General features: G+C 73.2%; 24 protein-coding genes. 4 read left to right on the top strand and 20 right to left on the bottom strand.

Features of this window, described 5'->3' with window-relative positions:
• Window positions 1–12: 12 nt before the first annotated feature.
• Entirely contained in the window at window positions 13–1,146 is a 1,134-nt protein-coding gene (locus ACWCV9_RS05565) for a PQQ-dependent sugar dehydrogenase (protein ID WP_450784703.1), read from the top strand.
• Window positions 1,147–1,183: 37 nt separating this feature from the next.
• Here ACWCV9_RS05565 and ACWCV9_RS05570 read toward each other — a convergent pair whose 3' ends face one another.
• The 17 genes from ACWCV9_RS05570 to ACWCV9_RS05650 all read right to left on the bottom strand — a co-directional run bounded on the left by ACWCV9_RS05570 (window position 1,184) and on the right by ACWCV9_RS05650 (window position 20,310).
• Entirely contained in the window at window positions 1,184–4,240 is a 3,057-nt protein-coding gene (locus ACWCV9_RS05570; protein WP_450784412.1) for a helix-turn-helix transcriptional regulator, read from the bottom strand.
• Window positions 4,241–4,353: 113 nt separating this feature from the next.
• Entirely contained in the window at window positions 4,354–4,539 is a 186-nt protein-coding gene (locus ACWCV9_RS05575) for a hypothetical protein (protein WP_450784413.1), read from the bottom strand.
• A 214-nt stretch (window positions 4,540–4,753) separates the two neighbouring features.
• On the bottom strand, window positions 4,754–5,317 hold the full coding sequence (locus ACWCV9_RS05580; protein WP_450784414.1) for a hypothetical protein: 564 nt from the start codon (window positions 5,315–5,317) through the stop codon (window positions 4,754–4,756).
• Between the two features lie 35 nt (window positions 5,318–5,352).
• On the bottom strand, window positions 5,353–5,925 hold the full coding sequence (locus tag ACWCV9_RS05585) for a GNAT family N-acetyltransferase (protein WP_450784415.1): 573 nt from the start codon (window positions 5,923–5,925) through the stop codon (window positions 5,353–5,355).
• The gene (locus ACWCV9_RS05590) at window positions 5,903–8,134 is read right to left on the bottom strand and encodes an MMPL family transporter (RefSeq protein WP_450784416.1); all 2,232 of its coding nucleotides are present in this window, start codon (window positions 8,132–8,134) and stop codon (window positions 5,903–5,905) included. Before ACWCV9_RS05590 ends, ACWCV9_RS05585 begins: the two co-directional genes overlap by 23 nt.
• A 161-nt stretch (window positions 8,135–8,295) precedes the next feature.
• Window positions 8,296–8,622, bottom strand: coding sequence for a hypothetical protein (locus tag ACWCV9_RS05595; RefSeq protein ID WP_385839808.1), 327 nt, complete (start codon window positions 8,620–8,622; stop codon window positions 8,296–8,298).
• An 89-nt stretch (window positions 8,623–8,711) separates the two neighbouring features.
• The gene (gatB, locus tag ACWCV9_RS05600) at window positions 8,712–10,226 is read right to left on the bottom strand and encodes an Asp-tRNA(Asn)/Glu-tRNA(Gln) amidotransferase subunit GatB (protein ID WP_450784417.1); all 1,515 of its coding nucleotides are present in this window, start codon (window positions 10,224–10,226) and stop codon (window positions 8,712–8,714) included.
• A 16-nt stretch (window positions 10,227–10,242) separates the two neighbouring features.
• Window positions 10,243–10,482 carry a hypothetical protein gene (locus tag ACWCV9_RS05605; RefSeq protein WP_351240077.1) on the bottom strand — a complete coding sequence of 80 codons (240 nt, stop codon included), beginning with the start codon at window positions 10,480–10,482 and terminating at the stop codon, window positions 10,243–10,245.
• Window positions 10,479–11,978 carry an Asp-tRNA(Asn)/Glu-tRNA(Gln) amidotransferase subunit GatA gene (gatA, locus tag ACWCV9_RS05610; RefSeq protein ID WP_385839810.1) on the bottom strand — a complete coding sequence of 500 codons (1,500 nt, stop codon included), beginning with the start codon at window positions 11,976–11,978 and terminating at the stop codon, window positions 10,479–10,481. The genes ACWCV9_RS05605 and gatA overlap by 4 nt, the downstream gene beginning before the upstream one ends.
• A 6-nt stretch (window positions 11,979–11,984) precedes the next feature.
• The gene (gene gatC, locus ACWCV9_RS05615) at window positions 11,985–12,281 is read right to left on the bottom strand and encodes an Asp-tRNA(Asn)/Glu-tRNA(Gln) amidotransferase subunit GatC (protein WP_018531282.1); all 297 of its coding nucleotides are present in this window, start codon (window positions 12,279–12,281) and stop codon (window positions 11,985–11,987) included.
• A gap of 108 nt (window positions 12,282–12,389) precedes the next feature.
• Window positions 12,390–12,881, bottom strand: coding sequence for a cupin domain-containing protein (locus ACWCV9_RS05620; protein WP_450784418.1), 492 nt, complete (start codon window positions 12,879–12,881; stop codon window positions 12,390–12,392).
• A gap of 125 nt (window positions 12,882–13,006) precedes the next feature.
• Entirely contained in the window at window positions 13,007–15,244 is a 2,238-nt protein-coding gene (locus ACWCV9_RS05625; RefSeq protein ID WP_450784419.1) for a putative bifunctional diguanylate cyclase/phosphodiesterase, read from the bottom strand.
• A 259-nt stretch (window positions 15,245–15,503) separates the two neighbouring features.
• Window positions 15,504–17,699 (bottom strand): NAD-dependent DNA ligase LigA, encoded by a 2,196-nt coding sequence (gene ligA, locus ACWCV9_RS05630; RefSeq protein WP_450784420.1) that lies wholly within the window; start codon window positions 17,697–17,699, stop codon window positions 15,504–15,506.
• Between the two features lie 15 nt (window positions 17,700–17,714).
• Window positions 17,715–18,719 (bottom strand): methionine synthase, encoded by a 1,005-nt coding sequence (locus ACWCV9_RS05635; protein WP_450784421.1) that lies wholly within the window; start codon window positions 18,717–18,719, stop codon window positions 17,715–17,717.
• Between the two features lie 37 nt (window positions 18,720–18,756).
• The gene (locus ACWCV9_RS05640; RefSeq protein ID WP_450784422.1) at window positions 18,757–19,068 is read right to left on the bottom strand and encodes a hypothetical protein; all 312 of its coding nucleotides are present in this window, start codon (window positions 19,066–19,068) and stop codon (window positions 18,757–18,759) included.
• A complete protein-coding gene (locus ACWCV9_RS05645) occupies window positions 19,065–19,763 on the bottom strand; it encodes an SDR family oxidoreductase (protein WP_385839815.1) in 699 nt (232 codons plus the stop codon). Before ACWCV9_RS05645 ends, ACWCV9_RS05640 begins: the two co-directional genes overlap by 4 nt.
• Window positions 19,764–19,770: 7 nt before the next feature.
• The gene (locus ACWCV9_RS05650; protein ID WP_450784423.1) at window positions 19,771–20,310 is read right to left on the bottom strand and encodes an LOG family protein; all 540 of its coding nucleotides are present in this window, start codon (window positions 20,308–20,310) and stop codon (window positions 19,771–19,773) included.
• An 82-nt stretch (window positions 20,311–20,392) separates the two neighbouring features.
• Between ACWCV9_RS05650 and ACWCV9_RS05655 the strand changes: the two genes are divergently transcribed.
• Both ACWCV9_RS05655 and ACWCV9_RS05660 read left to right on the top strand, forming a co-directional pair.
• Entirely contained in the window at window positions 20,393–20,716 is a 324-nt protein-coding gene (locus tag ACWCV9_RS05655) for a DUF427 domain-containing protein (RefSeq protein ID WP_385839817.1), read from the top strand.
• A gap of 37 nt (window positions 20,717–20,753) precedes the next feature.
• A complete protein-coding gene (locus ACWCV9_RS05660; RefSeq protein ID WP_450784424.1) occupies window positions 20,754–21,536 on the top strand; it encodes an alpha/beta fold hydrolase in 783 nt (260 codons plus the stop codon).
• Window positions 21,537–21,597: 61 nt separating this feature from the next.
• Here the strand turns inward: ACWCV9_RS05660 and mnmA are convergent, their stop codons facing one another.
• The gene (gene mnmA, locus ACWCV9_RS05665) at window positions 21,598–22,731 is read right to left on the bottom strand and encodes a tRNA 2-thiouridine(34) synthase MnmA (RefSeq protein WP_450784425.1); all 1,134 of its coding nucleotides are present in this window, start codon (window positions 22,729–22,731) and stop codon (window positions 21,598–21,600) included.
• Window positions 22,732–22,791: 60 nt separating this feature from the next.
• Between mnmA and ACWCV9_RS05670 the strand changes: the two genes are divergently transcribed.
• Window positions 22,792–23,442 carry an N-acetylmuramoyl-L-alanine amidase gene (locus ACWCV9_RS05670; RefSeq protein ID WP_450784426.1) on the top strand — a complete coding sequence of 217 codons (651 nt, stop codon included), beginning with the start codon at window positions 22,792–22,794 and terminating at the stop codon, window positions 23,440–23,442.
• A 6-nt stretch (window positions 23,443–23,448) separates the two neighbouring features.
• Here the strand turns inward: ACWCV9_RS05670 and ACWCV9_RS05675 are convergent, their stop codons facing one another.
• Both ACWCV9_RS05675 and ACWCV9_RS05680 read right to left on the bottom strand, forming a co-directional pair.
• Window positions 23,449–24,618, bottom strand: coding sequence for a cysteine desulfurase family protein (locus ACWCV9_RS05675; RefSeq protein WP_450784427.1), 1,170 nt, complete (start codon window positions 24,616–24,618; stop codon window positions 23,449–23,451).
• A gap of 77 nt (window positions 24,619–24,695) precedes the next feature.
• A complete protein-coding gene (locus tag ACWCV9_RS05680) occupies window positions 24,696–24,983 on the bottom strand; it encodes a DUF4190 domain-containing protein (protein ID WP_450784428.1) in 288 nt (95 codons plus the stop codon).
• Window positions 24,984–25,003: the final 20 nt, after the last annotated feature.

The raw sequence follows: 25,003 nt of genomic DNA on the forward strand, positions 1-25,003 counted from the left end.
CGACGACGAGCTGTGCCGGCCGTGCTGGCCGCGGCCGCCCTGCTGCTGACGGCGGGCTGCTCCTCCGGGGGCGGGCCGCCGCTGCCGCCGATCGGTACGCCGTCCGGGAGCGCCGCCCCCTCCGCCCGGGCCGGCGAGCCGGTCCCACCGGCCAAGGGGTCGGTGACGGTGCTGCGCACGGTGACGCAGGGGCTGAAGACGCCCTGGGGGCTGGCGGTGCTGCCGGACGGCGCGCTGCTGGTCTCCTCCCGGGACGACGGCACCATCACCCGGATCGACGGGAGGACCGGCCGCAAGACCGTCCTCGGCACGGTCTCCGGAGTCTCCCCCGGCGGCGAGGGCGGTCTGCTCGGCATCGCCCTCTCCCCCGAGTTCACGGCGGACCATCTGATCTACGCCTACTTCACCTCGGCCTCGGACAACCGCATCGTCCGGGTGCTGTACGACGACCGGAAGCCGGCCGGGGAGCAGCTGGGCGCTCCGGACACGGTGTTCAAGGGCATACCGAAGGGCGCGATCCACAACGGCGGCCGGATCGCGTTCGGCCCGGACGGGATGCTGTACGCGGGGACCGGTGAGAGCGGCCGGCGCGGACTGGCCCAGGACCGGTCCTCGCTGGGCGGCAAGATCCTGCGGCTGACCCCGGACGGCGAGCCGGCGCCCGGCAACCCCTTCCCGGACTCCCCCGTGTACTCCTACGGTCACCGCAACGTCCAGGGGCTGGCCTGGGACACCCGTCAGCGGCTGTTCGCCTCGGAGTTCGGGCAGGACACCTGGGACGAGCTGAACGCGATCAAGCCCGGCGGCAACTACGGCTGGCCGAAGGCCGAGGGCAGGTCCTCCGACCCCGCCTTCCAGAACCCGGTGGCCGAGTGGCACACCGACGAGGCCTCCCCCAGCGGGATCGCCTACGTCAAGGGCGTCATCTGGATGGCGGCGCTGAAGGGCCGGCGGCTGTGGCGCGTGCCGCTGCACGGCACCTCGGCCGCGGCCGCCCCGCAGGCCTTACTCACCGGCACCTACGGCCGCCTGCGCACGGTGGCCCCGGCGGGCGGCGACCGCCTGTGGCTGCTGACCAGCAACACGGACGGCCGGGGCACCCCGAAGCCCGGGGACGACCGGCTGCTGGAGCTGCGGGTGAGCTGAGCGGCGCGGCTGTGCGTCCTCGTCGAGGAGGGACCAGTCACCCCGCCGCCACCCGGTCCCCGGTCTCGGCCGGGAAGAGGCCGAGCCGGTGGGTCAGGGCGGCCGCCTCGCCCCGGGTCGAGACACCGAGCTTGGTGAGGATGTTGGAGACGTGGACGCTCGCGGTCTTCGGGGAGATGAACAGGGCCTCGGCTATCTGGCGGTTGGTGCGGCCCGCCGAGACCAGGCGCAGCACGTCCTGCTCGCGGCTGGTCAGGCCGAGCGCGGCGGCCGGGTCGGCGGCGGTGAGGGCCTGGCGCGGGGTGCGGGCGGGGGTGAGGCGGGCGCGCTGGGCGAGCCGGGCGGCCTGGTCGGCGAGGGGGCGGGCGTCGAGGTGGGCGGCGACCGCGGCGGTCAGCCGGAGCAGCTCCTCCGCGCGGTCCCGCTCGTCCTCGCCGGCGCCGTCGGCGAGCAGTGCCGCGGCGAGGCGGTAACGGACCCTGGCCAGGTCGTAGGGGCGGTCCAGGCACTCGAAGGCGGTGACCACCGGTGCCCAGGTGCGCGCGGTGTCCCGGCCGGCCGCGCGGAGCAGTTCGGCGCCGGCCCACTCGCTGTACGCCGTCCACACGGGCACTCCGGTGGCGAGGTGCCGGACCGCCTCGGCGAGCCGCTCCAGGATCTCGTCCCGGCCCGGCTGGGCGGCGGGCAGGGTGCGGGTGTCGGCCTCGGCGGTGGCGGCGGCCAGCAGCAGGGGCCAGCCGTAGCGCTGGGTGCCGGGCGGGAATCCGGCGTCCAGGGCCGCGAGCAGCTCGGCGCGGGCGTCGGCGACGCGGCCCTCCGCGGCGGCGATCCCGAGGGCGATCCGGGCCATGGGCAGGGAGATCTGCGGCATCGGGTCATGGGTGCCGTAGTGGGCGCGGGCGGCGGCGAGCTGCCGGCCGGCCTCGGCGAGGTCGCCGCGGGCCAGGGCGAGGTGGGCCAGGCGCAGGGCACCGGCCCCGCGGGGCTTGGCGCTGTGACCGGCCCGGGCGACGCGCCCGGCGGCCTCGGCGGCCTCGGCGGCCTCCGTCCACTGGCCGAGCGAGTACAGCGCGTCGGCGAGGTTGCCCCAGACGAAGGCCTCGGCGCCGACCAGCCCTATTCTGCGGGTGAACTCGACGCCCTCGCGCAGCAGCGGCACCGCTTCGCGGGAGCGGCCGAGGCCTTGCAGCACGGACGGCAGGTTCACATAGGCGCGGGCCGCCACGTCGTGCATCTGCTCGGCACAGGCTTCCCGCAGGACCTGCCGCAGCTCGGCCAGCCCGCTCTCCTGGTCCCCGGACTCCACCGCCAGACCGCTCAGGGTGAGCCGGGCGGTCAGCTCGATCTCGCGGGCGCCGACCATGCGCGCGTAGGTGACGGCCCGCTCGGCGGCGGCGAAGGCCTCGGGGCCGGGCCGGTGCAGCATCGACCAGCTGGAGGCGAGGGCCAGCACCTCGGCGTGCACCTCCGACGGCGGCAGGCCGCGCACGAGGTCCTGGGCGGTGGCGAGTTCCGCCCAGCCGTCGCCGCGCGCCAGGTCCTGCACGAGCCGGGAGCGCTGGGCCCAGAACCAGGCGGCGCGCAGCGGGTCGGGTTCGTCCTCCAGCAGCCGCAGGGCGCGCTTGGTGATCTTCAGTGCTCGTTCGCGTTCACCGCCGGAGCGGCCCGCGACGACCGCCTCGGCCATCAGGTCGAGGTAGCGCAGCGGGGTGGTGGCGGGGTCGCAGCCGCAGGAGGGGTAGGCGTCGGCGCAGCCGACCGGGCGCAGCGCGGCGCGCACCTCCTCGGGGGCGTCGTCCCACAGCTCCATCGCCCGCTCCAGGAGCCCGAGTTGCTCGGTGTAGGCGTGCCGGCGGCTGGCCACGACGGAGGCGTCCAGGACGGCGGGCAGCGCCTTGGCGGGGTCGTGGGCGTGGTACCAGTAGCTGGCCAGGCGCAGTTCGCGCGCGTCGGCCGGGACCAGCGTCGGGTCGGCGGCCAGGGCCTCGGCGTAGCGGCGGTTGAGCCGGGAGCGCTCGCCGGGCAGCAGGTCGTCGGCGACGGCCTCGCGGACCAGGGAGTGCCGGAAGCGGTAGCCGTCGCCGGCCGGGGCGGCGGTGAGGATGTTGGCGCCGACGGCGGCGCGCAGCGCCTCGATGAGGTCGTCCTCGGGGAGCTGGGCGACGGCGGCGATCAGCCGGTGCTCCACGGTGGAGCCGCCCTCGGCGACGATCCGGGCGATCCGCTGGGCGGACTCGGGCAGCGCCTCGACCCGGACCAGGAGCAGATCGCGCAGGGAGTCGGTCAGGCCGGTACGGCAGCCCGTGCGGCTCGCGACGGCGAGCTCCTCGACGAAGAAGGCGTTGCCGTCGGACCGTTCGAAGATGTCGTCCACGTGGGCCGGGTCCGGTTCGGCGGCGAGGATGCCGGCGATCTGGCAGGCGACCTCCTCGCGGGTGAGCCGGGCGAGTTCGATGCGGCGGACGGTGCGCAGCCGGTCCAGTTCGGCGAGCAGGGGGCGCAGCGGATGGCGGCGGTGGATGTCGTCGGAGCGGTAGCTGGCGAGGACGAGGAGCCGGCCGGTGCGCAGGGTGCGGAAGAGGTAGGCGAGGAGGTGGCGGGTGGAGGCGTCGGCCCAGTGCAGGTCCTCCAGGACCAGCACCACCGGGTGCTCGGCGGCGGTCCGCTCCAGCAGCCGGGCGGCGAGTTCGAACAGCCGGGCCACGCCCTGCTCGTCATGACGGCCGGCGGTGGCCTCGCCCAACTCGGGCAGCAGCCGGGCCAGTTCCTCCTCCTGGCCGGCGGCCGCGGCGGCGAACTCCGCGGGCAGGGCCGCGCGCAGGGCGCGCAGCGCGGTGGAGAAGGGCGCGAACGGCAGCCCGTCGGCGCCGATCTCCACACAGCCGCCGACGGCCACCACGGCGTGCCGCCGGGCGGCCGCCGCGGTGAACTCCTCGACCAGACGGGTCTTGCCGACTCCGGCCTCACCGCCGAGCAGCAGCGCCTGCGGCTCGCCGGCGGCGGCACCGGCGAGCGCGGCGTCGAGCACGGCCAGCTCTTCGGTGCGGCCGACGAACACGGGACTGACGGACCTGTTCTCCACGAGCCCGAGCATCGCACGAGGTGCGGAGGGTGAGGCGGCTGTTTTCCACAGGTCAGGTGCGATTGTCGTACCAATAGCAGCGGTAGGGGTGGGTGCCGTGCCCGTGGGCGGCGGAGGCGTGGCGCTCATGCGGGGCGCGGGGCGCGGCGTCCGCGGAGGCGGCCGGTATGGGACTCGGCGGCCGCGGCGCCGTCGCCGAGGCTGCGCTCGCGGCGGGCGGCGCGACGGGCCCGGGTGGCCTCGCGGGCCAGACGGTCCTGTGCGGCCTCCTGGAGCAGCTGGGCGGTGCGGATCTTCTGCTGGTCGAACATGGTGTGTCCTTCCGGGACTTCGGGGTGGTGCCTCGCGTTCTGCGATGCCTCCACTCTCGTCTCCCAGGGGGGTGCGCCACATCGGGAAGGTTCCGCATCTTCGGGCGGCCCACGTGCCGCACGCACGCGTAAGGGGTCTTAGGAGAGGCCGTAAGACGCATACGGCTCCCCTAAGACCCCTCAGGCCTCTAAGGCATGTGCGGCCGGGGGCGGCTCAGCCGGCCGAGGGCAGGGCGAGCAGCGCGTCGGAGTACTTCAGGACCGCCAGCAGCAGACCGACGGTGCCGAGCGAGACGCCCGCCCAGGCGACCGACCTGATCCAGGGCGCCTGGGAGCGGCCGGGGGCGCCGAACGCGGGCCGGGCGAGCACGACCACACCGGTGATCAGCGCGGCCAGCGCGAACAGGCCGGCCCACAGGGCGGTGGTGTGCCAGGCGTCGCCGTAGACCGCCTTGAGCTGCGTCGCGACGCTCGCCCGGGTGGAGGTCCGCAACTGGCCGATGAGCTGCTCGCGGGCGGCGGCGACGGTGCCGATCCAGCCGCCGCTGAGCGAGACCAGGCCGAGCGCGGCCGAGACGACGGCACCCGCGCCCTGCCCCACCCCGGAGGGCGCCTCGGCCTCCGGCACAGCAGCCTCGGCCGCCTCTTCCCCGGCCGTCGCCTCCGCAGCCGTCTCCTCCTCGGCCGCCCGCTCCTTCGCAGCGTCCGTCCCGACGGCTTCCGCCGTCGTCTCGTCGTCCTTGCGCGCCACCGCGCCTGCCTCTGTCTTCGTTGCCATGCCCGGCACCGTACGGAGGCTGTCTGAGAGGTGTCTTAATGATCCATCTGCCCGGTACGCGCGCGTGCGGCACGCCACTCGGGGGCGAGCACCGACCAGATCTCGATGTCGTGCCGGACGCCGTGGTGCGGGTGGCTCTCGCGAAGCACCGCGTCCCGGCTCATGCCCAGCCGGCGGGCGACGGCGATGCTCGGCAGGTTGCCGGAGGCCGCGTGCCACTCCACCCGGTGGATGCCCCGCTCCTCGACGGCCCAGTCGACCAGGATCCGCATTGCACGGGTGATCAGTCCGCGCCCGGTGGCGGCGGGTTCCAGCCAGCAGCCGACCTCGCAGTTGCCCGCCGCCGCGTCGAAGTTCAGCGTCAGCACCCCGCCGACGAGCGTCCCGTCCAGCCAGATGCCGTGGTACGACGCGCTGTCGGCGGCGCGCAGATCGGCGTACCGGCGGAGCGTGTCCCGCGCGGAGGCCACGTCGGTGACCTGCGAGCCGAACGGGATGAACCGGCCGATGAACTCCCGGCCGCGGTCGAGGTGGGCGAGGAACTCCTCGGCGTGCCAGACCTCGAGCGGCCGCAGCTCGGCGCCGTCACCCAGGGATATCGCGTACATCGTGGCGCTGCTCCTCGCGCAGTTCGTCGACCGGGACCGGGCTGAGCCTCTCATGCGCGGCACGGCACTCGGGCGGCTCGATGCTGATGCGGGGCAGCCTGCGCTCCAGCCAGGCGGGCAGCCACCAGTTGGCGGCGCCGAGCAGATGCATCAGGGCGGGCACCAGCAGGGTGCGCAGCACAAAGGCGTCGAGGGCGACGGCGGAGGCCAGCGCGATGCCGAACATCGCGATCACCCGGTCGCCGCTGAGCACGAAGGCGAGGAAGACCGAGATCATGATGACCGCCGCGGAGTTGATCACCCGGCTGGTCTCGGCCAGGCCCACGCGCACCGCGCGCCGGTTGTCGCCGGTCTCCAGCCACTCCTCGTACATCCGGCTGACCAGGAACACCTGGTAGTCCATGGAGAGTCCGAAGAGCACCGAGACCATGATCACGGGCAGGAAGGGCTCGATCGGTCCGGCCCGGCCGAGGCCGAGCAGTTCGCTGCCCCAGCCCCACTGGAAGACGGCCACGACGACGCCGAACGCGGCGGCGACGGCGGCGACGTTCATCACGGCGGCCTTCAGCGGGATGCCGAGCGAGCGGAAGGCCGCCAGCAGCAGAAGGCAGCCGAGCCCGATCACCGCGCCGACGAACAGCGGCAGCTTGCCGACGATCACATCCGCGAAGTCGTCGTAGGCGGCGGTCACCCCGCCCACCTGTACGTCGAGCGCGGTGCCGGTCTCCGCGCGCGGCAGCACCTTGGTGCGCAGCCGGTCCACCAGGTCGCTGGTGCGCTGCGACTGGGGCGCGGAGTCGGGGACGACGGTCAGATACGCGGTGCCGCCGCCGGCGGCGTAGGAGACCGGGGTGACGGAGGCGACGCCGGGGGTGGCGCGCAGGGTGGTGTCGAGGCTGTCCAGGGCGAGCCGGTCGGCCGCCCCGTCCACCCGGGTCACCAGGGTCAGCGGCCCGTTCACCCCGGGCCCGAAGCCCTCGGCGAGCAGGTCGTAGGCCTTGCGGGTGGTGGAGGTGCGGGGGTCGTTGCCCTGGTCGGAGGTGCCGAGCCGGAGCGAGAACGTGGGCAGGGCGAGAACGGCGATGACGACCACGGCGAGCGCGCCGAGCAGCTTGGGATGCCGCTCGACCAGCGCGGACCAGCGGGCGGCGAACCCGGTGGGCAGCTCCGGGCTCGGCCCCTGCTCGGCGAGTCGCCGCCGCTCGCGGCGGCTCAGCGCGCGCGGGCCGAGATACGACAGCAGAGCGGGCAGCAGCGTCACGGAGGCGGCGACGGTGAGCACCACGGTCAGACTGGCGGCGACGGCCACCCCGTTGAGGAAACCCAGCCGCAGTATCAGCATCCCGAGCAGCGCGATGCACACCGTCGCGCCCGCGAAGACGACCGCTCGCCCGGTGGTGGCCACGGCGTTCGTGGCGGCCTCGGTGGCGCTCAGGCCGCGTTTCAGACCACGCCGGTGCCGGGTCACGATGAACAGCGCGTAGTCGATGCCCACCCCGAGACCGATCAGCATGCCGAGCATGGGCGCGAAGTCGGCGACCGTCATCGCGTGCCCGAGCAGGCCGATCCCGGCATAGGCGGTGCCGACGCCGACCAGGGCGGTGGCGATGGGCAGCAGGGAGGCGGCGAGCGAGCCGAAGGCGAGGAACAGCACGACGGCGGCGACCAGCACGCCGACCGCCTCGGCGGTGTGCCCGCGGGCGGACTCGGTGAGCCCGATGGCGCTGCCGCCCAGCTCCACCTGGAGCCCGGCACGCTCCGCCGACCGGGCGGTGCGCACCACCGACTGCGCCTCGGCCTTGCCGATGTCCTCGGCCCGCCGGGTGAAGGTCACGGTGGCGTAGGCCGTACGGCCGTCCGCGCTGATCCGGTGGGTGTGCGGCCGGCCGTACGGGCCGGACACCGAGGCCACCCCGGGCAGCTCGGCGATCCGGTGCAGGGTGCGGGTCATGGTCCGTCGGACGGCGGGGGCGCGCACGGTGCCGTCGGTGGTGTGCCAGACGACGGTGTCGCTGTCCCCGCCCAGGCCCGGGAAGCCTTGCGCGATCAGCTCGGCCGCGTGGCCCGACTCGGTGCCGGGGACCTGGTAGTCGTTCGAGTACGACGACCCCGCCACGGCCGCCGCCGCGCTGACCCCGCCGAAGGCACACAGCCACAGCAGGACGGCGATCAGACGATGCCGGACGCACCAGCGCGCGAGGGCTGCCACGGACGTGCTCCCAGAGGACGATTTGTTGATCTTTGGCCGGGAACCATCGTCCATAAACTGAACAGCCCGCAAAGAACGCATGAGTATTCGGATGACACTCTTACAGGAGAAGATGATCCTTTGCGGCGATCGTGGGCTTCTTCACACCTTTGAGGGGAAGTTCAGTCGGAGCGGTCCCCGAACGCCATGATCATCGTGCCCGCGATCAGCAGCCACAGCGCCCTGCGGGTGCGGCCCCGCGCCCCGAGGACCCCGGCCAGGGCGCAGACGGCGGCACCGAGCGCATAGGCGGCTGGTACCAGCGCCGGGGCGGAGCCGGTGAGCCGCAGCAGCGACGCGCCCAGTCCGGCGAGCGTCAGCAGCGCTCCCGTCCCGGCGGCGATCCAGCGGGCCCGGCGGGCGTCGCTGACGTACTCCTCGGCGTCTTCCGCCTCCGTCACCGCCTCGGGTATCGCGGGCCGGCTGTCGGAATCGGTGCGTCCAGTCATGGCCGGTGAGCGTACTGCCTGTGGCCGGGGGCGATACGACGCGGGGGGAGGTGCCGGACCCGGCACCTCCCCCCGCGGCTGACGGCGGCTCAGACCTCGCCGACGCCCAGCTGCTCCAGGATCAGCTCCTTGACGCGGGCCGCGTCGGCCTGGCCACGGGTGGCCTTCATGACCGCGCCGACCAGCGCGCCGGCCGCGGCCACCTTGCCACCGCGGATCTTGTCCGCGATGCCCGGGTTGCCGGCGATGGCCTCCGCGACGGCGGCGGTCAGCGCGCCCTCGTCGGAGACGACCTTCAGGCCGCGCTTCTCGACGACCTCGTCCGGGGTGCCCTCGCCCGCGAGGACGCCCTCGATGACCTGACGGGCCAGCTTGTCGTTCAGGTCGCCCTTCGCCACCAGCTCGGTGACCCGGGCCACCTGCGCCGGGGTGATCGCCAGCTCGTCCAGCGCCTTGCCGGACTCGTTGGCGCTGCGTGCCAGCTCGCCCATCCACCACTTGCGGGCGGCGGCCGCGTCGGCACCGGCGTCGATCGTGGCGACGATCGGGTCCAGCGCACCGGCGTTGAGGATCGCCTGCATGTCGGTGGCCGAGATGCCCCACTCGGCGAGCAGCCGGGTACGGCGGGCCAGCGGCATCTCGGGCAGCGCCGCGCGGATCTCCTCGACCCACTCGCGCGAGGGCGCGACCGGGACCAGGTCGGGCTCCGGGAAGTACCGGTAGTCCTCGGCCTCCTCCTTCACGCGGCCCGAGGTCGTGGACCCGGTGTCCTCGTGGAAGTGGCGGGTCTCCTGGACGATCGTGCCGCCGCCGGAGAGCACGGCCGCGTGGCGCATGATCTCGTAGCGGGCCGCACGCTCCACCGAGCGCAGCGAGTTGACGTTCTTCGTCTCGGAGCGCGTGCCGAACTTCTCGGCGCCCTTGGGCATCAGCGAGAGGTTCACGTCGCAGCGCATCTGGCCCATCTCCATGCGGGCCTCGGACACGCCGAGGGCACGGATCACCTCGCGCAGCTCACGGACGTACGCCTTCGCCACCTCGGGGGCGCGCTCACCGGCGCCCACGATCGGCTTGGTGACGATCTCGATGAGCGGGATGCCCGCGCGGTTGTAGTCGAGCAGCGAGTGCTGCGCGCCGTGGATACGGCCGGTCGCGCCGCCCACGTGGGTGGACTTGCCGGTGTCCTCCTCCATGTGGGCGCGCTCGATCTCCACGCGGAAGGTCTCGCCGTCCTCCAGCTGCACGTCGAGGTAGCCGTTGAAGGCGATCGGCTCGTCGTACTGGGAGGTCTGGAAGTTCTTCGGCATGTCCGGATAGAAGTAGTTCTTCCGGGCGAAGCGGCACCACTCGGCGATCTCGCAGTTCAGCGCGAGACCGATCTTGATCGCGGACTCGACGCCGGTCGCGTTGACGACCGGGAGTGCGCCGGGCAGGCCGAGGCAGACCGGGCAGGTCTGGGTGTTCGGGTCGGCGCCGAGCGAGGTCGAGCAGCCGCAGAACATCTTGGTCTTGGTGCCGAGTTCGACATGGACCTCAAGGCCCATGACGGGGTCGTACGACGCCAGTGCGTCCTCGTACGACACCAGGTCGGTCGTGGTGGTCACGGTGAAAACTTCCCTCTCAGCCCAGCAGGACGTCGTCGTCGCCCAGCCGCTTCAGCTCGCGGTAGAGGATCGCGAGGCCGGTCACGATCGCCACGGCGGAGACCGTGGCGTCGATCAGCCGCAGCGTGTCGTGCTCGGCGCGGGCCTTCTTGATCTGCTTGGCGACACCGAACGCGCCGAACGCGGTGGTGGCCATCGACAGGTACGTACCGGACTTGGACTTCTTGAAGTCCTTGGCCTTGGACAGCTTGCTCACAGCGACGGAGCCTCCTCCAGCAGCGGGTGACCCCACTTTTCCACGAAGGCGGCCTCGACGGCGGCGCCGACCTTGTACAGCCGGTCGTCCTGCATCGCCGGGGCGATGATCTGGAGGCCCACCGGGAGGTTGTCCTCCGGGGCGAGGCCGCAGGGCAGGGACATGGCCGCGTTGCCCGCCAGGTTGGTCGGGATGGTGCACAGGTCCGCGAGGTACATCGCCATCGGGTCGTCGGCGCGCTCGCCGATCGGGAAGGCGGTGGTCGGCGTCGTCGGCGAGACGATCACGTCGACCTGCTCGAAGGCCTTCTCGAAGTCGCGCGTGATGAGCGTGCGGACCTTCTGGGCGGAGCCGTAGTAGGCGTCGTAGTAGCCGCTCGACAGGGCGTAGGTGCCGAGCATGATGCGCCGCTTGACCTCGGGGCCGAAGCCCGCCTCACGGGTGAGGGAGGTGACCTCCTCCGCCGAGTGGCTGCCGTCGTCGCCGGTGCGCAGGCCGTAGCGCAGGCCGTCGAAGCGGGCCAGGTTGCTGGAGCACTCGCTCGGCGCGATCAGGTAGTACGCCGACAGCGCGAGGTCGAAGGACGGGCAGTCCAGCTCGACGATCTCGGCGCCCAGCTCGCGCAGCAGCTCGACGGACTCGTCGAAGCGCTGGATGACACCGGCCTGGTAGCCCTCGCCGCGGAACTGCTTGACGACACCGACGCGCATCCCGGCGACGGAGCCGTTGCGGGCCGCCTCGACGACCGCCGGGACCGGCGCGTCGATGGAGGTGGAGTCCAGCGGGTCGTGGCCGGCGATCACCTCGTGCAGCAGGGCCGCATCCAGGACCGTACGGGCGCAGGGGCCGCCCTGGTCGAGGGAGGAGGAGAAGGCGACCATGCCGTACCGCGAGACCGCGCCGTACGTCGGCTTCACGCCGACCGTGCCGGTGACGGCGGCCGGCTGGCGGATGGAGCCGCCGGTGTCGGTGCCGATGGCGAGCGGGGCCTCGAAGGCGGCGAGGGCGGCGGAGGAGCCACCGCCGGAACCGCCGGGGATCCGGGTGAGGTCCCACGGGTTGCCGGTCGGGCCGTAGGCGCTGTTCTCGGTGGACGACCCCATGGCGAACTCGTCCATGTTGGTCTTGCCGAGGATGACGACGTCGGCGGCCTTCAGCTTCTTGGTGAGGGTCGCGTCGTACGGCGGGATCCAGCCCTCGAGGATCTTCGAGCCGACGGTCGTGGGCACGCCCTCGGTGGTGAAGATGTCCTTGAGCGCGAGCGGCACGCCGGCGAGCGGGCCGAGCTTCTCGCCCCGCTCCCGCTTCTCGTCCACGGCACGGGCCTGGGCGAGCGCGCCCTCGCGGTCGACGTGCAGGAAGGCGTGCACCTTCTCGTCGACGGCCTCGATCCGGGCGAGGTGCGCCTCGGTGACCTGGACGGCCGTCAGCTCGCCGGAGGCGATCTTCTCGGCGATCTCGGCGGCCGTGAGCTTGATGATGTTGCTGTCCGTCATGACGGTTTAGTCCTCCCCCAGGATCTGCGGCACCTTGAAACGCTGCTGCTCCTGGGCCGGGGCGCCGGAGAGCGCCTGCTCGGGGGTGAGCGAGGGACGGACCTCGTCCGCGCGCATGACGTTCGTCAGCGGGAGCGGGTGCGAGGTCGGCGGTACGTCTTGGTCGGCGACCTCGCTGACGCGGGCCACCGCGCCGATGATGTCGTCCAGCTGTCCCGCGAAGTGGTCGAGTTCTTCGGGCTTCAGCTCCAGACGCGCCAGCCGGGCGAGGTGGGCGACCTCCTCGCGCGTGATGCCAGGCATGCAGCGATCCTCTGGGGTGAGTGTGTGTGGTTTGGGGCCAATCCTATGGGGCGGCGCCGGGTGACCGTGAAACGGTTTGCCCGGTCACCTGGGAAACGGTTTCCCCGGTCACCTGCGGCCGTCCCAGGCGGGGCTGGTCAGGAAGTGGTTGTCGTACAGCTCCTGGATCTCCAGCAGGCTCTCCCGGGTGGCCTCGCCGAGGCGGACGCGCTGGAGGTGGCGGAAGTACTCGAAGCGCTCGACGCCGGGGGCGATGACGATCAGGAGGTCGGCCGTGCTGCCGGGGGCGGCGGCGAAGGCGTGCGGGCGGTCCGGCGGGACGATGACCAGGTCGCCGCGCTGGGCGGTGACGATGTCGTCGCCGGAGAGCAGCTCCGCCTCGCCGTCGAGCAGGTAGAACATCTCGGCCGAGTTGTGGTGCACATGCGGCCGGGCGCCGTCCGCGCCCTCGCCGAGGGTGACCCGTACGGTGGACAGCGCGCCGCCGGTGGCGCTGCTGTCGGCGAGCAGCCTGACGGCGACCGGATCGTCCCCGGCCACCTCGGCCTCCGCCTCCCGCACCAGCACGGTCTCGTCGAACTTGGGCACGAACAGCGACATGGTCCCTCCCGGGGCACGCGATCGGTCAACGCGGCGCGGTACGGCACCGATCATCGCAAACGATCATGTCCGACGCGTTCATCCCGGCGTTCGTCCCGGCGGGGCGGGACGGGCGGGCGGGAAGGTCATTCGGCGGCCGGCAAGGCCGCGCGCGGCCGCTGCCAGCCCCGGGAGCCGCGGGCCCGCAGCCACGCCGTCGTCTCCTCCGGAGGCATCGCCGCCGCGACGAGCCACCCCTGCACCGCGTCGCACCCCAGGTCCCGCAGCCGCTCCCAGGTCTCGTCGTCCTCCACCCCCTCGGCGACGACCAGCAGCCCCAGCGAGTGCGCCAGGTCGACGGTGCAGCGCACGATCTCCGCGTCCTCGGTGTCGACGGCCAGCCGGGCCACGAAGGAGCGGTCGATCTTCAGCTCGCTCACCGGCAGCCGCCGCAGATGCACCAGCGACGAGTACCCGGTGCCGAAGTCGTCCAGGGACATCTTCACGCCGTGCCCGGTGAGCCCGGCGAGGGTGTCGGCGGCCCGCTGCGGGTCCTCCAGCAGCACATGCTCGGTTATCTCCAGCTGGAGCGCGCCCGCCGGGACCCCGTGGCGGGCCAGCCGCGCGGCGACCGAGCCGGCGAAGCCGGGCGTGTGGACGTCGCGCGGGGAGACGTTGACGGCGACCGGGACCCGAAGTCCCTGTGCGCGCCACTTGGCGACCTGCCCGAGCGCGGTCTCCAGGACGTACTCCGTCAGATGGGGCATCAGCCCGCTGGACTCGGCTATCGCTATGAACTCGTCCGGCGGCACCTTCCCCCGCTCGGGGTGCACCCAGCGCACCAGCGCCTCCAGGCCGGCGACCTGTCCGTCGAAGCGGACCTTGGGCTGGTAGTGCAGCTGCACCTCGTGGGCGTCCAGCGCCCGGCGCAGATCGCCGAGGAGGCCGAGGCGGTCCGGGGTGTTGGAGTCCCGCTTGGACTCGTACACCTCGACGCCGGTGCGGTCCCGCTTCGCCTGGTACATCGCGACGTCCGCGCGCCGCAGCAGGCCCTCCGCGTCCAGGGCGTGGTCCGGGAAGACGGCGACGCCGGCGCTGGCCTCCAGCACGAGGGTGAGCCCGTCGAGGTCGAGCGGCGAGCTGAGTGCGGAGACGAGGCCGCGGGCGACGCGCGTGGCCGACGTGGTGGAGTCGGCGACGGGCAGTAAGACGGCGAACTCGTCACCGCCGAGCCGGGCGGCCTCGGCGCCGCGCGGCAGGGCGAGCCGCAGCCGGTCGGCTATCTGGAGCAGCAGCCGGTCGCCGGCGAGATGTCCGAGGGTGTCGTTCACCGAACGGAACCGGTCGAGGTCGATCAGCATGAGGGCGGACCGGGCGCCGATGCGCTCGGCGTCGTCGAGGGCGGTCCAGATCCGGTCCAGCAGCCACTGCCGGTTGGGCAGTCCGGTCAGCGGGTCGCGGAGCTGTTCCTCGGCGCGGGCGCGGGCCATCCACAGGGTGGAGTCGAGTGCGATGAGCGGGATGGCGAACAGCGGGAGCAGGATCGGCTGGGCCTCGGCGACCACGCAGACCAGCGGGGCTATGCCGAGCAGCGCCACCGCGACCAGTGCCTGTCTGATCAGCGCGGGGCGGGAGATGGCGGGCAGTCCGCCGCGCGGGCTGTACAGGTACCAGAGCAGGCCGCGGCTGACGGCGAGGTAGGCGAGCGCGGCGAGGGTGACCTCGGGCACGGTGGCGAGGCTCCAGCTGCCGGTCTGCCAGGGCGCCTCGACGGTCGGCACCCGGCCGAACGCGCCGAGCAGCAGGGCGCCGACGCCGATGCCGAGGATGTCCACCGAGCCGTGCAGCAGGCCCTGGCGCCAGCGGTGCCGGCGGGCGACGCCGACCAGGACGACCACGGTGAGGCTGACCAGACCGGCGGGCACCCAGCCGTACAGCAGCAGTACGGCGAGGGTGAGGGCGGCGCCGGAGCCGGTGCCGCCCCACCAGCGGGCCCGGCACAGCATGACGAGATGGCCGACGATGACGCCGATGAGCAGGGCCAGCGACCAGCCGACCCGGCCGGCCGGGAAGAGCGCGTGGTGGCCGGTGAAGGCCTGGTAGAAGCCGGCGCCGAGGGCGAGTGCGGCGGCGGCGACCACGGCCGCGGGCAGGGCGGGCCAGCTCAGGTGCCGCTCGGGTTCGGCGGCGGCCTGGCCGGGGGCGGGGGCGACCGCCAGCTGCATGGGCAGGCAGGCGTCGGTGGCGGCGCCTGCTCCGGCCGGCCGCGGCGGCGCGGCCGTACGGCTCTCGCTCCGGGCCGGCCAGCGGTTCCCGCGCCAGGCGAGCGCGCGACGGCGCAGGCGCAGCCATGAGTCCGGGGCGGCGCTCTCGGTCGGTTCCATTCCCGTCCCTCTCACAACCGGCGGTGCCCACGCCACGCGGCCCGATGTCCGACGCCCATCAGCAGCTCCGCGGTGAAGAAACCTTCCCCGCGTCCTGAGAGGACACGGGGATGCCCCAACCGCAGCCGGGCACGGCAGGCGCACATCCCAACAGTAGGCCGCGGAAGGCTTCCACGGGCACCGGTCGTCGACGGTTGCCCGAATAGGCCCGGGCCACCCGTATGCAACTGATATGCACCGATCGGGTGGCCTTCAACCGCTACTCCCCGGTCGGAAGCGCGACTTCGGCCGCCGCTTCCGGGCCCTGCTCCAAGAGGACGCCGAAACCGCCCTCGTTCAGAACAGGAACCTTCAACTGCATGGCCTTGTCGTACTTCGATCCAGGGTTCTCACCTACGACGACGAACGAGGTCTTCTTCGATACGGAACCGGTCACCTTCGCGCCCCGGGTCTGCAACGCCTCCTTGGCGCCGTCCCGGGTGTGGTGCTCCAGGGTGCCGGTGACCACGACGGTGAGCCCCTCCAGCGGGCGCGGTCCCTCGTCCTCGCCGGTCGAGGCGTCCTCCAGCGGGACACCGGCGGCCTTCCACTTGCGGACGATCTCGCGGTGCCACTCCTCGGCGAACCACTCCTTGAGCGCAGCGGCGATGATGGGCCCCACGCCGTCCGTGGCCGCCAGCTCCTCCTCGGTGGCCTGCTCGATGCGGTCGATCGAGCGGAACTCGCGCGCGAGGGCCTGCGCGGCCACCGGTCCGACATGGCGGATGGACAGGCCGTTGAGGAAGCGGGCCAGCGGGCGCTCCTTGGCCGCCTCGATGTTCGCCAGCAGGGCGAGGGTGTTCTTCTTCGGCTCGCCCTTCTGGTTGGCGAAGACCGTGACGACCTTCTCCTCGCCCGTCTTGGGGTCCCGCTTGGGCAGACCGCTGTCCGGGTCCAGCACATAGGCCTTGATGGGCAGCAGCTTCTCCACCGTCAGGTCGAACAGGTCGCCCTCGTCCACCAGCGGCGGGTCGGCCGGCTCCAGCGGACGGGTGAGCGCGGCGGCGGCCACCGCGCCGAAGTGCTCGATGTCCAGGCACTCACGGCCGGCGAGGTAGGAGACCCGCTCCCGCAACTGGGCCGGGCAGGTGCGCGCGTTCGGGCAGCGCAGGTCGATGTCGCCTTCCTTCATGGGCCGCAGCGGGGTGCCGCACTCGGGGCACTCGCCCGGCATCACGAACTCCCGCTCGGTGCCGTCCCGGAGGTCGACCACCGGGCCGAGGATCTCCGGGATGACGTCACCGGCCTTGCGGATGACGACCGTGTCCCCGATGAGCACGCCCTTGGCCTTGACGACCTCCTGGTTGTGCAGGGTCGCGAACTCCACCTCGCTGCCGGCCACCGTGACCGGCTCGACCTGGGCGTACGGCGTGACACGGCCGGTGCGGCCGACGCCCACCTTGATGTCGATGAGCTTGGTGTTGACCTCTTCCGGCGCGTACTTGTAGGCGATGGCCCAGCGTGGCGCCCGCGCGGTGGAGCCGAGCCGGCCCTGGAGCCGGATCTCGTCCAGCTTGATGACCGCGCCGTCGATCTCGTGCTCCACGGAGTGGCGGTTCTCGCCGTACTGCGCGATGAACTCCCGCACCCCGTCGAGGCCGTCGACCACGCGGTTGTGCGGGGAGGTGGGCAGGCCCCAGGTCTTCAGCAGGCGGTACGCCTCGGAGAGGCGGGTCATGCCGGTGAAGCCCTCCAGGGCGCCGATGCCGTGGACGACCATGTGCAGCGGTCGGGTGGCGGTGACCCGCGGGTCCTTCTGGCGCAGCGAACCGGCCGCCGCGTTACGGGGGTTGGCGAACGGCTTGTCGCCGGCGGCGACCAGGCGCTCGTTCAGTTCGAGGAACTTCTCCATCGGGAAGTAGACCTCGCCGCGGATCTCCACCAGGTCCGGGACGTCCTCCCCGTCCAGGCGGTCCGGGATCTCGGCGATCGTGCGCACGTTGGGCGTGATGTCCTCGCCGGTGCGGCCGTCGCCGCGGGTGGCCGCGCGGGTGAGGCGGCCGTGCTCGTAGGTGAGGTTGACCGCGAGGCCGTCGACCTTCAGCTCGCACAGGAAGTGGTACTCCTGCTCGCCCAGTTCCCGCGCGATGCGGTCGGCCCAGGCGGCCAGCTCGTCGTCGTTGAAGGTGTTGTCCAGGGACAGCATGCGCTGGCGGTGCTCGACCGCCGTGAACTCCGTCGCGTACGACCCCGCGACCTTCTGGGTCGGGGAGTCCGGGGTGCGCAGCTCCGGGTACTCGGCCTCCAGGGCCTCCAGGGACTTCAGGAGCTGGTCGAACTCCGCGTCGCTGATGACGGGGGCGTCCTTCACGTAGTACCGGAAGCGGTGCTCCTCGATCTGCTCAGCGAGCTGCGCGTGCCTGTCCCGTGCCTCGGCGGGCACTGCCGTCTCCGCCTGCTGCTTGTCGCCGGCCACCGTGTTGTCCTCCCGTTACTCTGGGTTGTCCGCGAGCGATCTCGCCGCCTGGACGCAGTGGGCGAGCACCTGCCGCGCATAGGCGGGGGAAGCGCCCGCCAGACCGCACGCCGGGGTGACCGTGACCGCCTCCGCGAGCAGCCCCGGTTGCAGCCCCAGCCTGCGCCACAGCGTCCTGACACCCATGACGCTACCGGCAGGGTCTGACAATGGGCCGTCCGTGCCCGGGACGACACCGGCGAACAGCCGGGTGCCGCCCTCCACGGCCTCGCCGATCGCGTCGTCGTCACGCTCGGTGAGAAGTGCGACGTCGAAGGAGACGGCGGCCGCGCCGGTCCGGCGCAGCAGGGCGAAGGGGACGTCGGGGGCGCAGGAATGCATGATCACGGGGCCGTCGTGGGCCGCGACCACCTCGCGCAGGGTGGCCTCCACGACCTGGCGGTCCACGGCGCGGTGGGTGCGGTAGCCGCTGGCGGTACGGACCTGGCCGCGCAGGACGGCGGTGAGGGAGGGCTCGTCGAGCTGGAGGACGATCCGGGCGCCGGGGATGCGGCGGCGGACCTCGGCGAGGTGCAGCCGGAGCCCTTCGGTGAGGGAGCCGGCGAGGTCGCGGCAGGCGCCGGGGTCGGAGAGGGCGGCCTCGCCGTTCTTCAGCTCCAGCGCGGCGGCGAGGGTCCACGGGCCGACGGCCTGCACCTTGAGATCGCCCTCGTACCCTTGCGTGAACTCCTCCAGGGCGTCGAGGTCCTCGCCCAGCCAGGAGCGTGCGCGTCGGGTGTCCCGGCCGGGTCGGTCGCCGATCCGCCAGCCGCTGGGCTCCACGCGCGCGTACAGCTCGACCAGCAGACCGGTGGTACGGCCGATCATGTCGGCGCCCGGGCCGCGGGCGGGCAGCTCGGGCAGGTGGGGGAAGTCCTCGAAGCTTCCGGTGACGGTCTTGGCCGCCTCCCGGGCGTCGCCACCGGGCATGGAGCCGACTCCGGTGGCCGCCGGAAACCTGAACTCGCTGTTCTCACTCACCCCGGCAGGGTATGTCCTGCGCCGGCCAGGGGCTCCGTCAGCCTCCGGCCGTACGGTGCCGCTCCGGGAAGGCCGGCAGGGCGTCCGGGTCGCTCACCGTGAGGTTATTGCGGAACCGGCCACTTTCCCAGGTGATGTCGCGGCCGCCGTGCAGGCTGCCGACGCCGAGGAACGCGCCGTCGCCGTCGAGCGAGGCCGCCGGGTCGAAGATCCCGCCGACGACCGGCCGCCCGGTGAGCGGGGTGCCCGGGTCCGGGCCGCCCAGCAGCACGGCCGCCGCCGTCCGGGACCGGACCTGCGCCGGCCAGGCCCGGATCGCGGGGGCCGCGGACGCGGGGGCTGTGGTCATCGGCCCGGGCGTACCGTCAGGTCGTTGACCTCCGCGTCCTTGGGGAGGTCCAGGGCCATGAGGATGGTCGTGGCGACCGACTCGGGGTCGATCCACTTCGCCGGGTCGTACTCCTTGCCCTCCTGCTGGTGGACCTTGGCCTGCATCGGGCTCGCGGTGCGACCGGGGTAGACGGAGGTGACGCGGACGCCGTTCGCGTGCTCCTCCTGGCGCAGCGAGTCGGCGAGGGCCTTCAGGCCGTGCTTGGAGGCGGCGTACGCGGACCAGCCGGCGTGCGCGGCGAGACCGGCCCCGGAGTTGACGAAGACCACATGGCCGCGGGCGACCCGGAGCTGGGGCAGGAAGTGCCGGGTCAGCTCGGCGGGCGCGATCAGGTTGACGTTGAGCTGGTGGTGCCAGGACTTGGGGGTCAGATCGACCACCTCGCCCAGGTCGACGACGCCCGCGATGTGCAGCAGGGAGTCGACCCGGTCCGGGAGGCTCTGGTGGGAGAAGGCCCAGGACAGCCTGTCGGGGTCGGCGAGGTCGCCGACCAGGGTGCGGGCCCCGGGGAACTCGGCGGCCAGCTCCTTCGCGCGGCCCGCGTCGCGCGCGTGCAGGACGAGTTCGTCCCCGCGCGCGTGCAGCCGGCGGGCGACGGCCGCGCCGATGCCGGACCCGGCTCCGGTGATCACATGAGTAGCCATGCCCGCCATGCTCCCATCAACGGGTGCCGAGCTGCTCCTCCAGGTAGGCCAGCGCACCGATCGGCTCCTCGGCGAAGAAGACCAGCTCGGCCAGGGGGCGGGGCAGGAATCCCTCGTCCTCCATGCGGCGGAACTGCTGCTGGAGACCGTCGTAGAAGCCCGCGGTGTTCAGCAGCACGACCGGCTTCTCGGTGCGGCCGTGCTTCTTCAGCTCCAGGATCTCGGTGGCCTCGTCCAGCGTGCCGGTGCCGCCCACCATGATCACCACGGCGTCGGCCTTCTCCAGCAGCAGCTTCTTCCGTTCGGCGAGGTCGGCGGCGATGACCATCTCGTCGGTGCCGGGGCGCGCCTTGTTCGCCAGGAACTCCACCGAGACGCCCAGCAGCCGTCCGCCCGCCTCGTGCACCCCGTCGGCGACCACCTTCATCAGACCGACGTCGGAGCCGCCCCAGACCAGGGTGTGACCGCCCTTGCCGATCAGTTCCGCGAACTCGCGCGCGGGGCGCGTGTACCGCTCGTCGAGGTCGGCCGCGGACAGGAAGACGCAGATGTTCATGGCCTCCACCGTACGGCCTCCGGTCCCGGGAGGAGGGGGCGCACCCGGGAAGAGTCCGGGGCCCGCCGGTGCTTCTACGGACATGGCCGAAGGACACACCATCACCATCGAGCAGGGCGAGCGGCACGTGCGCGTGGTGCACGGGGACCTGGTGCTCGCGGAGACCGACCGAGCGCTGGTGCTGCGGGAGACGGGCTGTCCCCCGCGGTACTACATCCCCGCCGAGGACGTACGGCTCGACCTGCTGACCCCCTCGGGGACCCGCACCGTCTGCCCGTTCAAGGGCACGGCGTCCTACTGGTCGCTGCCGGACGCGCCGGACCTGGTCTGGGCGTACCCCGATCCGAAGCCGGACGTGGCACGCATCAAGGACCACCTCTGCTTCTACGACGTCGACGTGTCGTGACCGGTGACTCCGGCGCGGTACGGCAGTCTCCTCGGGCATGGACAAGAAGACGACTTCCCGTGACGGCACGTCCCTCGCCTACCACGTGACCGGCAGCGGGCCCACGGTGATCCTGGTGAGCGGCGCGATGTCCACCGGCGGCACCCTGGCGCCCCTGGCGCAGCGGCTCGCCGACCGCTGCACGGCCGTCGTGTACGACCGCCGGGGCCGTGGGGAGAGCGGTGACACCTCGCCGTACGCGGTCGAGCGCGAGGTCGAGGACCTGGCGGCGCTGCTCGACGCGGCGGGCGGTGAGGCGGCGCTGTTCGGGGTCTCCTCGGGCGGCGCGCTGGTTCTGGAGGCGCTGGCCAGCGGGCTGCCCGTGTCCCGGGCCGCGGTCTACGAGGTGCCCTACGCCGACTTCCTGGAGGGCGGCGCCCAGCGGGAGGCCGCCTACAAGGAGCAGCTGGCCAAGGCGCTGTCGGAGGGCCGGCGCGGGGACGCGGTGGAGCTGTTCCTGCGGCTGACGGGCCTGGCCGAGGAGGTGATCCGGGGCGCCCGGCAGTCGCCGATGTGGGCCGGGATGGAGGCCGTCGCGCCGAGCCTCGCGTACGACGACACGGTCATGGGCGACGGCCTGCTCCCCCGGGAACGGCTCGCCGCGGTCTCCGCGCCCGTGCTGTGCGTCGCGGGCGGCGCGAGCCCGGACTGGATGCGCGAGGCGTCCCGGGAGGTCTCCAGGGTGGTGCAGGAGGGCACGTACCGCGAACTTCCGGGCCAGACGCACATGGTGGAGCCGGATGTGCTGGGCCCGGTCCTGGCGGACTTCCTCGGCGCGTGACCGCACCGGGGGGAGCCGTTCTTCCGCCCGCCGGCGGCCGACGGCGGGGTCCGCCGAGGGCTCAGGCGGACGCGGTGGCCGTCGCGCGGGTGGTCGTCGCGATCGTCGCCGAGCCGACCACGCGGGTGCCGTCGTACAGGACGATCGCCTGGCCGGGGGCGACGCCGCGGACCGGTTCGGTGAAGGTGACCCGCAGTTCGCCGTCGACCGGCTCCGCGGTCACCTCGGTCTCGCCGCCGTGGGCGCGCAGCTGGGCGGTGTAGGTGCCGGGGCCGGTGGGCGCGGCGCCGCACCAGCGGGGCTTGATCGCGGTCAGGGCGGTCACGTCGAGGGCGGCGGCCGGGCCGACCGTCACCGTGTTGGTCACCGGGGAGATGTCGAGGACGTAGCGGGGCTTGCCGTCCGGGGCCGGGGTGCCGATCCGCAGGCCCTTGCGCTGGCCGATGGTGAAGCCGAACGCGCCCTCGTGCGTGCCCAGCCGGGTGCCGGACTCGTCCACGATGTCGCCCTCGGCCTTGCCGAGCCGCTGGGCGAGGAAGCCCTGGGTGTCGCCGTCGGCGATGAAGCAGATGTCGTGCGAGTCGGGCTTCTTGGCGACGGCCAGCCCGCGGCGCTCGGCCTCCGCGCGGATCTCCTCCTTGGTGGTGACGGTGTCGCCGAGCGGGAACATCGCGTGGGCGAGCTGCCGGTCGTCCAGGACGCCGAGCACGTACGACTGGTCCTTGGCCATGTCGGAGGCGCGGTGCAGCTCCCGGGTGCCGTCCTCGCGCACGACCACCTGGGCGTAGTGGCCGGTGCAGACCGCGTCGAAGCCGAGGGCCAGCGCCTTGTCGAGCAGCGCGGCGAACTTGATCTTCTCGTTGCAGCGCAGGCACGGATTGGGGGTGCGGCCGGCCTCGTACTCGGCGACGAAGTCCTCGACCACGTCCTCGCGGAAGCGGTCGGCGAGGTCCCAGACGTAGAAGGGGATGCCGATGACGTCGGCCGCGCGGCGGGCGTCCCGGGAGTCCTCGATGGTGCAACAGCCCCGCGCGCCGGTGCGGAAGGACTGCGGGTTCGCGGAGAGCGCGAGATGGACGCCGGTGACGTCGTGGCCGGCTTCCGCGGCGCGCGCGGCGGCGACGGCGGAGTCGACACCGCCGGACATGGCGGCGAGGACGCGGAGGGGGCGGGGGCGCTGCGGGGTGTCAGTCATAGCCCTTCCAGGGTACGGGGGCGCGGGAACCGGGGCGGGCGGATATCCGTTGGAGATCACATGGGGGAGGCGAAGGACGACCGGGACCGGCGGCTGGGGCGGCGGGCGCTGCTGGTCGGGGGCGTGGCGGCGGCCGCGGGCACGGCCGCGCTGGCCCGCGGGGAGCTGACGCGGCTGTACTGGCGGCTGCCCGGGGTGGAGAAGCCGCGGGTGCCGGGGGCGGTGGACTTCCGGGGCGCGCGCTGGGTGGCGGCCTCCCCGGCGAACTACCGGCGGACGAACCGCCCGGACGACTATCCGGTGGACCGGGTCGTCGTCCATGTCACCCAGGGCGGGTACGCGTCGGCGGTGAAGGTGTTCCAGGACCCGGCGCACGGGGCCGCGGCGCACTACATCGTGCGCAAGGACGGGCTGGTCACCCAGCTGGTGCGGGAGCTGGACGTGGCGTACCACGCGGGGAACCGCTCGTACAACGAACGCAGTGTCGGCATCGAGCACGAGGGGTTCGTGGCGGACGCCTCCTCCTTCACCGACGCCCTGTACGCGGCGTCGGCGCGGCTGACGGCGGCGGTCTGCCGGAGGTACGGCATACCCGTGGACCGCACCCATGTCATCGGCCACGCCGAGGTGCCGGGCACGGACCACACCGACCCCGGCGCGCACTGGGACTGGGACCGCTACCTACGCCTGGTGCGCCGGGCCGCGCCCTGAGCGGCGTTAGGTCAGTCCCGCCGCGCGGGCGCGTTCCACCGCCGGGCCGATCGCCTGGGCGACTGCGTCGACGTCGGCCTTGGTGGAGGTGTGGCCGAGGGAGAAGCGCAGGGTGCCGCGGGCCAGGTCCGGATCGGTGCCGGTGGCGAGCAGGACGTGGCTGGGCTGGGCGACGCCGGCGGTGCAGGCGGAGCCGGTGGAGCACTCGATGCCCTGGGCGTCCAGCAGGAGCAGCAGGGAGTCGCCCTCGCAGCCGGGGAAGGTGAAGTGCGCGTTGGCGGGCAGGCGGCCCTCGGGCGCCGGGTCGCCGCCGAGGATCGCGTCCGGTACGGCGGCGCGCACGGCGTCGATCAACTGGTCGCGCAGGGCGCCGATCTCCCGGGCGAACCACGCGCGCTGCTCGGTGGCGAGACGGCCGGCGACGGCGAAGGAGGCGATGGCCGGGACGTCGAGGGTGCCGGAGCGGACGTGGCGTTCCTGACCGCCGCCGTGCAGCACGGGCACCGGGGTGTACTCGCGGCCGAGGAGGAGCGCGCCGATGCCGTAGGGGCCGCCGATCTTGTGCCCGGAGACCGTCATCGCGGCCAGCCCGGAGGCGGCGAAGTCGACCGGGAGCTGGCCGAAGGCCTGGACCGCGTCGGCGTGCAGCGGGATGCCGAACTCGGCGGCGACGTCGGCGAGTTCCCGGACCGGCATGACCGTGCCGATCTCGTTGTTCGCCCACATCACGGTGGCCAGGGCGACGTCGTCGGGGTTGCGGGCGATGGCCTCGCGCAGCGTGTCGGGGTGGACGCGGCCGTGGGCGTCGACGGGGAGGTACTCGACGGTGGCGCCCTCGTGTTCGCCGAGCCAGTGCACGGCGTCCAGGACGGCGTGGTGCTCGACGGGGCTGGCGAGGACCCGGGTGCGGGCCGGGTCGGCGTCGCGCCGGGACCAGTACAGGCCCTTCACGGCGAGGTTGTCGGCCTCGGTGCCGCCCGAGGTGAAGACGACCTCGCTGGGGCGGGCGCCCAGCGCTTCCGCGAGGGTCTCGCGGGATTCCTCGACCGTGCGGCGGGCCGTGCGGCCGGCTGCGTGGAGAGAGGAGGCGTTGCCCGTGATGCCCAGCCGGGCGGCGAATGCCTCTGCCGCCTCCGGGAGCATGGGGGTGGTCGCGGCGTGGTCGAGGTAAGCCATGGTGTGCCGATTCTACGGTGACCCGGCGCTCGGCCTCGGCCGCAGGGCGGCCGGCGGCCGCCGGGGACCGGAACCGGTCACAGGCTCCAGGACACCGTGTGGGACATCTGCATGGCGATCCCCAGGACCGCGAGGTCGGCGACGCCCAGGGCCAGGCCCAGGTAGGCGCGGCCGCGGCGGGTGGTGCGGCGCCACAGGGCGACGACGGCCAGGACGATCGCGACCGGGCCCAGGAAGATGTTGAGGACCAGCAGGCCGAGCAGGCCGAGGATGAAGGAGGCGACGGCCATGCCGTCGGCGTCCCGCGCGGGCGTGGTGCCGACGGGGGTGGCGGTGCGGGTCTTGGCCGGTGCGGTGAGGTGCATGGTGCTCAGCTCCTTGAAGC

The organism is Streptomyces sp. NPDC001606, assembly GCF_053596835.1.

What these genes read in the sequence shown, in the direction of transcription:
- ACWCV9_RS05655 (WP_385839817.1), top strand. Translation starts at nt 20,393, where the DNA reads ATGGCCGAAGGACACACCATCACCATCGAGCAGGGCGAGCGGCACGTG.
- ACWCV9_RS05650 (WP_450784423.1), bottom strand. Translation starts at nt 20,310, where the DNA reads ATGAACATCTGCGTCTTCCTGTCCGCGGCCGACCTCGACGAGCGGTAC.
- ACWCV9_RS05645 (WP_385839815.1), bottom strand. Translation starts at nt 19,763, where the DNA reads ATGGCGGGCATGGCTACTCATGTGATCACCGGAGCCGGGTCCGGCATC.
- ACWCV9_RS05660 (WP_450784424.1), top strand. Translation starts at nt 20,754, where the DNA reads ATGGACAAGAAGACGACTTCCCGTGACGGCACGTCCCTCGCCTACCAC.
- gatA (WP_385839810.1), bottom strand. Translation starts at nt 11,978, where the DNA reads ATGACGGACAGCAACATCATCAAGCTCACGGCCGCCGAGATCGCCGAG.
- ACWCV9_RS05640 (WP_450784422.1), bottom strand. Translation starts at nt 19,068, where the DNA reads ATGACCACAGCCCCCGCGTCCGCGGCCCCCGCGATCCGGGCCTGGCCG.
- ACWCV9_RS05670 (WP_450784426.1), top strand. Translation starts at nt 22,792, where the DNA reads ATGGGGGAGGCGAAGGACGACCGGGACCGGCGGCTGGGGCGGCGGGCG.
- ACWCV9_RS05575 (WP_450784413.1), bottom strand. Translation starts at nt 4,539, where the DNA reads ATGTTCGACCAGCAGAAGATCCGCACCGCCCAGCTGCTCCAGGAGGCC.
- gatC (WP_018531282.1), bottom strand. Translation starts at nt 12,281, where the DNA reads ATGCCTGGCATCACGCGCGAGGAGGTCGCCCACCTCGCCCGGCTGGCG.
- ACWCV9_RS05570 (WP_450784412.1), bottom strand. Translation starts at nt 4,240, where the DNA reads ATGCTCGGGCTCGTGGAGAACAGGTCCGTCAGTCCCGTGTTCGTCGGC.
- ACWCV9_RS05580 (WP_450784414.1), bottom strand. Translation starts at nt 5,317, where the DNA reads ATGGCAACGAAGACAGAGGCAGGCGCGGTGGCGCGCAAGGACGACGAG.
- ACWCV9_RS05585 (WP_450784415.1), bottom strand. Translation starts at nt 5,925, where the DNA reads ATGTACGCGATATCCCTGGGTGACGGCGCCGAGCTGCGGCCGCTCGAG.
- ACWCV9_RS05625 (WP_450784419.1), bottom strand. Translation starts at nt 15,244, where the DNA reads ATGGAACCGACCGAGAGCGCCGCCCCGGACTCATGGCTGCGCCTGCGC.
- ACWCV9_RS05675 (WP_450784427.1), bottom strand. Translation starts at nt 24,618, where the DNA reads ATGGCTTACCTCGACCACGCCGCGACCACCCCCATGCTCCCGGAGGCG.
- mnmA (WP_450784425.1), bottom strand. Translation starts at nt 22,731, where the DNA reads ATGACTGACACCCCGCAGCGCCCCCGCCCCCTCCGCGTCCTCGCCGCC.
- ACWCV9_RS05595 (WP_385839808.1), bottom strand. Translation starts at nt 8,622, where the DNA reads ATGACTGGACGCACCGATTCCGACAGCCGGCCCGCGATACCCGAGGCG.
- ACWCV9_RS05680 (WP_450784428.1), bottom strand. Translation starts at nt 24,983, where the DNA reads ATGCACCTCACCGCACCGGCCAAGACCCGCACCGCCACCCCCGTCGGC.
- ACWCV9_RS05620 (WP_450784418.1), bottom strand. Translation starts at nt 12,881, where the DNA reads ATGTCGCTGTTCGTGCCCAAGTTCGACGAGACCGTGCTGGTGCGGGAG.